Source organism: Eubacterium barkeri (genome assembly GCF_900107125.1).
Classification (GTDB): domain Bacteria; phylum Bacillota; class Clostridia; order Eubacteriales; family Eubacteriaceae; genus Eubacterium_O; species Eubacterium_O barkeri.
On the sequence record NZ_FNOU01000031.1, the window covers coordinates 17,116 to 27,838 of the forward strand.

14 protein-coding genes are annotated in these 10,723 nt (G+C 39.7%); 1 reads left to right on the forward strand and 13 read right to left on the reverse strand.

Annotated elements, in window-relative coordinates:
* Window positions 1-50: 50 nt before the first annotated feature.
* The 8 genes from BLU30_RS13295 to BLU30_RS13330 form a co-directional block, all read right to left on the reverse strand.
* Window positions 51-821: a DeoR/GlpR family DNA-binding transcription regulator gene (locus BLU30_RS13295; RefSeq protein ID WP_090247113.1), complete on the reverse strand. Its 771-nt coding sequence runs from the start codon at window positions 819-821 to the stop codon at window positions 51-53.
* Between the two features lie 119 nt (window positions 822-940).
* A complete protein-coding gene (locus BLU30_RS13300) occupies window positions 941-1,618 on the reverse strand; it encodes a transaldolase family protein (RefSeq protein WP_090247115.1) in 678 nt (225 codons plus the stop codon).
* Window positions 1,619-1,626: 8 nt separating this feature from the next.
* Window positions 1,627-1,890: an HPr family phosphocarrier protein gene (locus tag BLU30_RS13305; protein ID WP_090247116.1), complete on the reverse strand. Its 264-nt coding sequence runs from the start codon at window positions 1,888-1,890 to the stop codon at window positions 1,627-1,629.
* 1 nt (window position 1,891) lies between these two features.
* On the reverse strand, window positions 1,892-2,575 hold the full coding sequence (locus BLU30_RS13310; RefSeq protein ID WP_090247118.1) for a ribulose-phosphate 3-epimerase: 684 nt from the start codon (window positions 2,573-2,575) through the stop codon (window positions 1,892-1,894).
* Window positions 2,576-2,585: 10 nt separating this feature from the next.
* Window positions 2,586-3,455 carry an SDR family oxidoreductase gene (locus BLU30_RS13315; RefSeq protein WP_090247120.1) on the reverse strand — a complete coding sequence of 290 codons (870 nt, stop codon included), beginning with the start codon at window positions 3,453-3,455 and terminating at the stop codon, window positions 2,586-2,588.
* A 2-nt stretch (window positions 3,456-3,457) separates the two neighbouring features.
* Window positions 3,458-3,775, reverse strand: coding sequence for a PTS fructose-like transporter subunit IIB (locus BLU30_RS13320; RefSeq protein ID WP_090247121.1), 318 nt, complete (start codon window positions 3,773-3,775; stop codon window positions 3,458-3,460).
* Window positions 3,776-3,785: 10 nt separating this feature from the next.
* Window positions 3,786-4,868: a PTS fructose transporter subunit IIC gene (locus tag BLU30_RS13325; RefSeq protein ID WP_090247123.1), complete on the reverse strand. Its 1,083-nt coding sequence runs from the start codon at window positions 4,866-4,868 to the stop codon at window positions 3,786-3,788.
* An 11-nt stretch (window positions 4,869-4,879) separates the two neighbouring features.
* Window positions 4,880-5,323: a PTS sugar transporter subunit IIA gene (locus BLU30_RS13330; RefSeq protein WP_090247124.1), complete on the reverse strand. Its 444-nt coding sequence runs from the start codon at window positions 5,321-5,323 to the stop codon at window positions 4,880-4,882.
* A gap of 247 nt (window positions 5,324-5,570) precedes the next feature.
* Here BLU30_RS13330 and BLU30_RS13335 point away from each other — a divergent pair, with 247 nt between their 5' ends.
* The gene (locus BLU30_RS13335; RefSeq protein WP_090247126.1) at window positions 5,571-6,008 is read left to right on the forward strand and encodes an RbsD/FucU family protein; all 438 of its coding nucleotides are present in this window, start codon (window positions 5,571-5,573) and stop codon (window positions 6,006-6,008) included.
* A 173-nt stretch (window positions 6,009-6,181) separates the two neighbouring features.
* Here the strand turns inward: BLU30_RS13335 and BLU30_RS13340 are convergent, their stop codons facing one another.
* From BLU30_RS13340 to BLU30_RS14585, 5 genes are all read right to left on the reverse strand, one after another.
* On the reverse strand, window positions 6,182-6,931 hold the full coding sequence (locus tag BLU30_RS13340) for a GntR family transcriptional regulator (RefSeq protein WP_090247127.1): 750 nt from the start codon (window positions 6,929-6,931) through the stop codon (window positions 6,182-6,184).
* A 50-nt stretch (window positions 6,932-6,981) separates the two neighbouring features.
* Window positions 6,982-8,493, reverse strand: coding sequence for an FGGY-family carbohydrate kinase (locus BLU30_RS13345; RefSeq protein ID WP_090247129.1), 1,512 nt, complete (start codon window positions 8,491-8,493; stop codon window positions 6,982-6,984).
* A gap of 17 nt (window positions 8,494-8,510) precedes the next feature.
* A complete protein-coding gene (locus tag BLU30_RS13350; protein WP_090247131.1) occupies window positions 8,511-9,557 on the reverse strand; it encodes a galactitol-1-phosphate 5-dehydrogenase in 1,047 nt (348 codons plus the stop codon).
* Between the two features lie 5 nt (window positions 9,558-9,562).
* Entirely contained in the window at window positions 9,563-10,249 is a 687-nt protein-coding gene (deoC, locus tag BLU30_RS13355) for a deoxyribose-phosphate aldolase (RefSeq protein WP_090247132.1), read from the reverse strand.
* 191 nt (window positions 10,250-10,440) lie between these two features.
* The coding region (locus tag BLU30_RS14585; protein WP_242873590.1) for a transposase at window positions 10,441-10,723 on the reverse strand (283 nt) is incomplete at its 5' end.

Genomic DNA, 10,723 nt, shown 5'->3' on the forward strand with positions numbered 1-10,723 from the left:
AGACGAATAGTCAATGTATTTATTATTGTTTTTTATTTATTGTTATTGTTTTAGGACTGATAATAACATTCTAATTCAAACTCAAGTAGTTTTTCTTCATATTCTTTTTTTGGTTTTTCATCCATAATAACGCCGACAAAATCATCAACTTTTGCATATTTGTAGGTACCATCCATCTCAAGCTTTCGACACTCCAACATAAGATAAGCTTTTTTAGAAGCCGCTAAAGCGACCTTCTTTGTCATGCCATCTTCAACTACATAGGTATCAACACTATTTCCATATACATCCATGCCCACAACCCCCATAAAGGAAAGATCAAAACGGAATTGACGTATAAGGGCTTCTGATAGACTCCCGACGAATCCATCACAGCTTCGGTTAAGTGTCCCACCAATAAAGATGACTTTGATATTCTCTGAATGTGCCAATGTCAACATAACATCCACCATGTTGGTAACCACTGTAACCTTTTTATCCGAGTGTATCAGCAGCTTAGCCAGCTCAAGATTTGCGGTTGAAATGTCCAAATAAATGGTGTATTCATCCTCAATAAGATGCAATGCATTTTTAGCAATCCTTTGCTTTTCTACAATATGCTTTTCCTTGCGTTGGTGTACGGTAACATCATGGGGATTGATTCGAATCTTAACCGCCCCACCGTAGCGTTTTTTAAGCAATCCTTTTTTCTCCAGACGGGTTAAATCCTTTCGGATACTATCTTCTGTAACATGAAACTGCAGGCTTAAATCCTTAACTTTTACGGCTCCATTTTCATTGACGAGCTCAACAATCGCGTTTTGTCGTTCTTCAGCAAACATTTCATACTCCATTTTTATTATTTTTTATTATTGTACCATGTTTTTTCCGAATTTTCCTACAAAACTAAAAAAGCCAGGACTTTTCCAATCCTGGCCCTAACTCAACGCTATACTATTTATTAACAACTTAACATCGTTGCCTGCTTTCCACAAAGGGATTCAAAATCTGCGATGAATGCAGAAACCGCACCAAAAACAGAATCATTCTGCACTAATCCTTCAATAACCTCTGGTGCAATGGTCGCCGCACCAATACCATAGGCACATAAGGCTAATACCTGTTGGCTATTCTTAAAGCTGGCCGCCAGTACCTCGGTTTTTAATCCATTATTTGAAAAAATATCATGAATTTCCTTTGTTGTTCTAATTCCATCAGCCCCTAAATTATCAATACGGTTAATATAGGGCGCCGCATAGTCAGCCCCCGCCTTGGCTGCAAGGAATGCCTGCATCTGAGTATAAATTGCAGTTGCTGTAACTTTATAAGAGGCCTTGGACAAATGCTGCATGGCTTTAATTCCCTCTCGTGTTGTTGGGATCTTAACATAGGTCATCTCACCAAGCTCCCCAACAATTCGATTCGCCTCTTCAACCATCTGCTCTGATTTTGAGGAAATAACCTGAACATGGAGCTCAGTGCCCTCACCAATAAAGCGACGGATTTCCTTGAGTGTCTCAAAGGGTGGACGTCCTGTTTTCGCCAGAATGGATGGATTTGTTGTTACTCCATCCACTGGGAAGTAGTCATAAATGCTTTTGATCTTATCAATATTTGCATCATCTATAATTAATTTCATTATCTTCCCTATTCTCCTAATCCCGATTCAATGGCCTGCTGGAGGATTTGGATATCTTCTGCCTCCGTCTCTCCATGACAAATTAATGTAATTTCTGAATCCTTGGCAATACCAGCTGCCATTAAATTCATAATGCTTTTTCCATTAATGACTTTTTCGCCATATTCAATGACAACCTCTGATTGACAGTTCATGGCCATCTGTGTAAACTCCTTGGCTGGCCGTAAATGCAATCCCGTCGGATTTTTAATTATTAACTTAACTTTTTTCATTTTACCTTCCTTTAATCATCATTTCTGCGCATGCAATCATATCCTTACAGTTCTGTTTTATATTTCCATTGAATAATCCCGATGAGCCTCCTGTTAAGATGGATGCCCCCGCTGCAATCACTGTAGGGATTGTGTGGAGATTGATATTTCCGTCTGCCTGGATTTGGGTGTCCAGACTTGCATGATCAATCCTTTTTCTCATCTCCAGAACATGCTCAACAGCCGCCGTTTGCATCTGCTGCCCTGCAAACCCAGGATTCACCAGCAGCTTCAAAACCCAAGGCACTTCCTTTGCCAGTGTAATAAAATCCTCCTCTGGCGAGGTGTCTGCCCGAAAGGTTAAAACCGGTGTCGCACCAAGCTGCCGGATCTGGTCAAATACTTTCAAAGGTTCTTTCATTGCTTCATAATGGACGGCCACATAATCTGCTCCGGCCTCTATAAACCGCTCAATATACTTTTCGGGCTCATAAACTGCTAAATGTACCTCAATAGGTAAGGATACTTTTTCCTTCATCTGTTGCAGTGTTGTTTCACCTAAAATAAAGCATGTATTAAATCGTCCATCTACCACGTCAAAATGATAAAAGGCAACTTCAGATTGCTCCACCTCTTCAATGCTTCTTTCTAAATTACACAAGTCCATGCAGGATACAGATGCGGATACTTTAATTTGAGATCTCATCCAACTTTTCCTAACACATACGGTATTCATCAATACACTTTTCAAGCGCAGCTTTCGTAGTTGACCATGTCATCCCAAGCTGTGTTGCTTTATCGGTATTCAAACGCACATCTCGATTTTGATTTAAGTATTTTTCAGTATCCTCTTCCAATAGATCATCCAGATGCTCACCAAGCCCTAATTTTTCGATTATTCCTTTAACAATATCATAACGGCTTAGCGCATTTTGTGAGCCTAAATGATAGGTGCCATAGGGAAATTCAAAAAGCTTTTCAAAATTTTCAATCATTTCATAAACATAGGTCATTCCCCGGAATTCTCGTTTAGAAGCCACGATTTTTTCTTGATTCATCAGCTTTGTTATGGTTTCCCAAAGAATGCCATTGGATAAATTTTTATTGCGTTCTGGCATGCCAAACATCCATGTAAACCGCACGATCCACAGCTCATCCAGGATTTCCTTTAGCCTTTGTTCCGCCTCCAATTTGTTTTCTCCATAAACGGTATTGGGTACCGCTGGATCTTCCTCTTTAAAGAGAATTCCCTCTGTATTACCATTAAAAACCTGCTCACTGCTTAAAAAAATAAGTTTTGCATGATTGTCTTTTGCTGCATTAGCGATATAAACTGCAGCATCTACATTGATCTGATGGGCAATTTCAGGATTTTTATTACAGAAATCTGTTACGGCTACGGCCCCAGCATGAATGATGATTTCCGGTTGAAAAGACTTGACACAGGCATACACTGCCTGTTCATCCGTTATGTCCAATTCTTCTTTATCCGTCACCAAAAAATCATACTTATCCCTATAAAAATCAACCAGTCGAGAGCAGAAAAAGCCTTTTCCACCCGTTAACATGATTTTTTTCTTGGACATCCTTACACCTCTTTCCCAAGCATGGATTCAATTTTAGCAATGATTGCTGGTGCTTTTTTTACCGCATCCCCTACAGTAATGCGTACAATTTTCTTTCCTTTAAACCGTTCTTCATTACGAATTGGCATATCTTTCGTCAAAATAACAACATCTGCCTGCTCAATCTCATCATCTGTAATGACATTCTCAATCCCGATCGATCCCTGGGTTTCAACCTTAACTTCAATCCCCTTTTCACGACAAACCTTCGCCAGTGCTTCTGCAGCCATATAGGTATGGGCAACACCAGCTTGACACGCTGTTACAGCTAAAAATTTCATCCTACTCTCCTTATAATTCTTCGAATTCTAAATCCAAATCTTCCACGGTCGTCTCATCACCATCACAGACTGCCACTCTTTTTCGCTTGAATAAATTGACTAAAATTGCCGTTGAGAAAGAACCAACCACCATTGCCAGACAAAAGCCTAAAGGATTCCCAATCACAGGTAATACGATGAATCCACCCCAGGCGACCTGGCACGTTACATTCGTTAAAAATGCAATACTTGTACCAATCATATCCCCAAGAACTAATGCTGGAATTACATGAAGAGGATCATTGGCAGCAAAGGGAATGGCCCCTTCTGTAATCCCAACACACCCCATAATAAACGATGCCTTTCCAGCTTCCCGCTCTTCCTCTGTATATCTCTTGGGTGCCAGTAAAGTAGCAATGGCCATTCCGATTGGCGGAATAGCAACGGCTGCCGCATTCCCACCTGCAAAGGTATAAACCCCCGATGCCACAGTCCCATTAGAGATGGCAAAAGCCACCTTTGAAAAAGGTCCCCCCATATCGATGCTGGATAAGAATCCAGTCGCGAGCCCTAATGCGAGCTTACTACCTTCTCCCAAGTTAGTCATAAAATTTGTTACACTCGTCATCACAAATGCAATGGGGTTACCAACAACCCACACCATCACTGCACCGACAATGAATACGCTAATGAGCGGTATGACTATAATAGGCATAATGGAACGAATAACCGCCGGTACCCTTATCTTTTTTAGAAAATGAACGACGATTCCAGCTAATAATCCCGAAACAATACCACCTAAAAAACCTGCTCCTACAACATTTGCGACAGCCCCACCAATAACGCCGGGGGCTAAGCCCGAGCGATCTGCAATGGAAAAAGCAATATATCCCGAAAGAATGGGAACCATCAGTCCCATCCCCGCAGCTCCAATGGTCCAAATATTTCCAGCAAAGGTTCCCGCTTCAGGCACACCGCCTTCTCCCGAGATTGTAACCGCTAATGCCAAAAGCACCCCTGAGGCTACAACAAAAGGTACCATATAGGATACCCCATTCATAAGATGCTTCTTCGTTTCCTTTAAAATGTCCTTAATTTCAGTTAGAAAATTCATTAATATCCCCCTCAATTTTCTTTCAATAACTCAACGATTTCGATTGGCTTTTGGGCTTTACTTAACGCATCTCTAAAATCATCATAAACCATCTTTCTGAATAAAGATGAAATAATCTCAAGATGTTGATTCCCATCCTCTGCTTCCGGAACTGCAATCAGGAAAATCATTTTGACTTCCTCACTCTCATCCCATTGAATGGCTCTTTTAAACCGAGCAAAACCTAAAGATGGAACATTAACATGCTTCGATTTGGCATGCGGGGTTGCCACCATCATTCCTACCGCTGTACTGGCCTGGGCCTCCCGCTTCAGCACGTCATCATAATAACCCGAAATCGCACCAATTCTTCCATCACAATCCATAGCATCAATCAACGCCCTAATCGCCTCTTCCTTATTCGATACCTCCAGATCGAACAAGACGAATTCCTGTTCCATTAACCTGTTCTTCATCCATTACCTCTCTCACTTTTTATTATTATTTATTTCTTTTGGTATATAATATATTGTTTTTTATTGTTTATCAAGGTTTCTTCACACAGTCTTTTGCAGTAATCAACTGCAAATTCAAATTCTTGATATTGTTTTTATTCCTTTTAGGGTTGATTATTTGTTGTATGGGGTCCCAATATAGATAATAATCATTCTATAGCTTAGTATATGTAATACTAAACGTATAAAAAACAGGAGGACAATTCAAATGTTAAAAAACATACCCACGATTTTATCACCGGAGTTACTGAAAGTAATGTGCGAAATGGGTCACGGGGATTACCTTATCCTTGCCGATGGAAATTTTCCAGCTGAAAGTATGGGAAAAAGTGGTAGCGTCATCCGCTATGATGGAGTAAACATTCCGATTTTACTCGATGCAATTTTAGATTATTTCCCCTTGGATTTCTCAGTGCTTCATCCAGTATGCTTAATGGATGTTGTTTCCTGCGAGACCGTAGAACCCCCTATTTGGGACATTTACAAGGATATTATTGCTAAACATGATCTACGGGGCCCCAAATTAATTGAAAAAATAGAACGTTTTGAATTCTATGAAGCCGCAAAAAAAGCTTATGCTATTATTGCAACAGGCGAACCTGCTCCTTATGGGAATATTCTTTTACAAAAGGGGGTGGTAAAATAATCATCTGAGATTACTTCTTCATAAAAAAAGAGTATCAATATCGCTCGAACTCATAGCGATATTGATACCCTAAAGACAAATCCAGATAAAAAGAAATCTCTAATTAAAGTATACCAAGGGATCTGATAATTATTTTAAAAAACCACCTTTGGTTCAAATCTATTGTCATTTTCTTAAATCCTTAACTCAATTTGAAATATATTTCGTTCGCCATGATAAGTCGCAATGGAATATTCAATCATGTGATCTAAATGATCATAGCCCTCAGTTTCAATATGTAACACAGAATCACCAGAATTACAATCTAACCACTTGGCAATTTCCCCATTGATATCCATTGCTTGGATACTTCTTTTAGCACGAACAACAGCATCCTGAAGGCATTCCCGCATAGCATGGTATAGAGGTATTTTCTCCAAATCACAATTTAAAATTCCAAAACACCTTGTATATGGTAAATATGTGACGGTATGGACCATCGGTATTCCATCCCCATAACGAACCCGTTCAAGATATATTCCTTTATTCGACTCATTTCCAAACTTTTCCTTTATCTTTTCTGGTAGTTCAACTTGATGAAAGGCAATGACCTTCGTTGAAGGGACGATGCCTTTCTCGATCATTTCATCATCAAAGCTTAGGATTTTATTGAAAAAATCGCCATCAACCTTCCGATTAAGTACACGTGTACCTTTTGCTTTTTGTCTTTCAACATACCCTTTTTGTACGAGGCTTTGTAAAGCATGCCGGACGGTTGGGCGACTTATTTTATAAAATGAAGCTAATTCTTCCTCTGGAGGTAAATAATCTCCAGGTTTCAAATCTTTATTTTTAATCCGTTCAATGAGAAAAGCTTCAACTTGGGCATATAAAGGAATCTTGCTTTGTTTATCCAGAGTCAAATCTTCAAAAAAACCTTTCAAAGACTAAACCTCCTTTATGATTTGCCCGTATTATATCACAATTTTGATTATTATAAAACATCCTCCTCATTCATGATATCTTTTAGACTTTCATAAAGACGGATATATCGATCAAATACTTTTTGATACTTCTTTGTATTTTCAAGATTTGGTTCAACGATTGATTTGGAGTGAACCATATGATCTACAGCTTCTTTTAAGTCCCCATAGACTCCAGCTGTCACTGCACCTAAAACACAGTGTCCCAACACACCAGCATCCGTACACTCATTAATGACAACTTTTGCTCCTGTAACATCAGCAATAATCTGTAGCCAAACAGGATTTTTCGTTACACCACCACTTCCAACGATTGTATTTATTTCATAACCTTGATTTTTAAAATTATCGAGGATATTCTTCATCCCAAAAGCGATGCCTTCTAAAATTGCACGATAGATATGAAACTGTGAGTGCTTTAAAGTCAACCCAAAAATATTTCCCTTAAGATTCGCATTTTTATATGGCGTCCGATTTCCCTGGAAGAAATCCAGAACAATAACACCATCACTACCAATTGGAATTTTTGAGGCTTCTTCGGCTAAATAAGCATAAGCATCCGGTCTATTGATATTAAATTCTTTTACGAACCATTTTGTGATGGAACCTGCTGAAATCTGACCACCTTCTAACATCCAAAAATCATCTGTTAGAGCCTTATTGAAAGGACCCCATATTCCATCCTGAAAAATCGGTTCCTGACATACAGCCTGATGAACAAAGCTTGTTCCCATAATAGTCGCAAGTTGTCCTGGTTCTATGACACCATTACCGTAAGTAGCCTGACAGGCATCTGTCGCTCCCTGGATAATCTTAATATCCTTTGGAAGACCAAGAATATCGGCCATTCCAGGTAGTATCGTTCCAATCACTTCACCAACACGTTTAATATCCGTAGGAATTTTTTCTTTATAATCGTCCAGCCCAATCATGTTGAAAAATTCCTGGTTCCAGCCGCCACAATCATCCACGTAATTCCACTTGCACGTTGCTTGGTTGATCGAAGCACAACATACACCAGTTAATCGGTAGTTAAAATAATCAATATCTTCAACGATTTTAAAAGCTGCTTCATATATCTCAGGCATATTTTCTTTAATCCAGAGGGTTTTGGGAATCATCCATTCTACCGAGACTTCGCCCCCACAATATTTCAAAACATCGTGCTTTGTCTCATTAATGATTCTTGCTTGCTTTTTTGCCCTGGAATCCATCCAGAGAAGTGCCTGGCCCATTGCGTTTCCCATAGCATCCATCGCTAAAACGGTGGACGATGTTCCACACACACCCAGTGTTTTAATCTTACCAACAATATCAGTGCTACAATCTTCCAGACAAGCATTCAAGGATGTGACAAACCCATTCCACCAGTCATCCGGATTCTGTTCCGCCCATCCAAACTGAGGATGTTTGGTTTCGTAAGACACATCGTGGATGGTCACAAGTTTTCCGCTCTCATCAGAAATACCTACACGTACGCCTTGTGTCCCAATATCAACACCAATAAAATACGACTTTTCCATAATATTAACCCCCATTATTAATTATTAATAATCATGACCTTGTTATAGTCAATTGATTTATTTTTAACTGCTTCAAAAAAGGCAGGTGCCTCTTCCAATGATAACATGTGAGAAATCAATGGCAGAACATCTAATTCACTGCGCTCCATCAGCTTTAAAGTATATCGCCACTCTTCGCCAGGGAAGTTTTCAGAATAGGTATTCCAACTCCCCATTAATTTAATCTGTTTTCGTAAAATCATTTCATAAACGTGAGCCGGAAAACTCACATCTTTATGGGAAAAACCCAATAATACGATTCTCCCCAGCTTTGCAACAATTTCCGGACAAACTGCCTGGATTGATGGCGCTCCGGAAGCCTCCAAAAGAAGATCAACACCTCGACCCTCAGTAATCTCTTTGATAGCTTCTATGAAATCTTCCTGTGTCGTATCGATAATGTGAGTAGCTCCCATTCTCTTCGCCAATTCAAGCTTATCTGGCACGATGTCAACGGAAATAATTTTTTTTATTCCTAAGACACGTGCATATTGAATGGCCATCTGACCAATCGGACCTGCTCCGGTAACGCAAAGAGAGTCCGAAGCTTTCATCTGGCCAATCCATAAGGCATGTATCGCATTTGCTGCAGGTTCCACCATAGCGCCGGAGATATAAGAAACCTTCTTAGGAAGTAGTAAAATGTTTTCTTGCGGAACCAAAACGTATTCTGCCATCCCACCATCCCGACGGGAACCTATATAATCATAATCATCACAAATAGAAAATTCACCTTGGTGACACCATTCACACTGGTGGCAGGGAATTAGTGGTACGACAACAACACGGTCACCTTTTTGAATTTTTTCAACTTTTTGACCGGTTCCTTCGACGACACCCGACAGTTCATGCCCCAATACAATTGGCATTTTATGGGCCCCTGAATTAAAAACTCTTTCATAATCAGAACCACACACACCAACCGCTTTTACTTTTACAAGCACGTCTGTCTCACTCATTTCAGGTAAAGCTCTGGCCTCATTGACATCCAAATGGCCGATATTATTCAACTCAAGCGCTTTCATCTCGTTCACGCATTTTCAGTGGTTTTATACTCTTCAATAATGGCAATGCCGGCAGATGTTCCCAAACGTTCAGCACCAGCCTCAACGAACGCTAAAGCATCCGCCAAAGACCGAATTCCTCCAGCAGCTTTTACCTTGACTGAATCGCCAACGATGGATTTCATCAAACGGACATCTTCTAATGTAGCTCCACCCGTACCAAACCCAGTGGATGTTTTAATGAAATTCGGCTTGACAACTTTTGCAATTTCAGCAATCTTTTTTATTTCATCCTTTGTCAGATAGCAGTTTTCGAAAATAACCTTAATACATATTTCTCTTTCCCGGCACACATCAACAATGGCTTGCATTTCTGATTGGATATAATCAAAATTACCATTTTTAACTTCTGTCAAGTTGATGACATAATCAATTTCATCAGCTCCGTTTTGAATCGCATCTCTCGTTTCAGAAACCTTGGATTCAATACTTGTTTGCCCCAAAGGAAAACTGATTGCTGCACCAGTATGGACCTCTGTTCCTTTCAGAAATTCTGAACACCGCTTGCTTTGAGTCTGATTAATTGCAACCATTTTAAAACCATATTCTTTTGCTTCTTCGCATAGTTTTTCCATGTCTTCCTCAGAAGCATAAGGTTTTAAATTAGTATGATCAATTAATTTTGCCAATTCTTCTACTGTGAGTTTGTTCATTTCCATCGGCCTCCATAATGTTAGTACATTAATGTATTATCATTAATGTACTAACATTATATTGCGTTTTTCTGTTTTTGTCAATTCCTTTTTTAAAGCATCGATTCTCACTTGTTTAAAAATCACCGACACCTTTCCTTCATAACTAAAAAAAACCGTGACTCTTCACGGTCAGAGCGTAGACAAACCAGCTAACCGAAACAACACCATCGGTTCGCTGGTTTTGTTTTTTCCTTAAAATTGAAAAAAGCAGTAAAAAATGAGATAGGCGCAAAAGAATCCCGCTCAGCAAGTCCCCTTTTATACTTCAGGATGGCCAGCTTTTTTAAATTTAGACAGGCCAATGTCAGCCCGACCTGTATGGCAACCCGGGCTTTTCCGATGCTTTGGGTATAACGCATCCCATGATGTTCTTTAGCGGTACCAAAGACCCGTTCGATGGTTTCTTTGCGTTTTTGGTATTGTTCTTTCCGG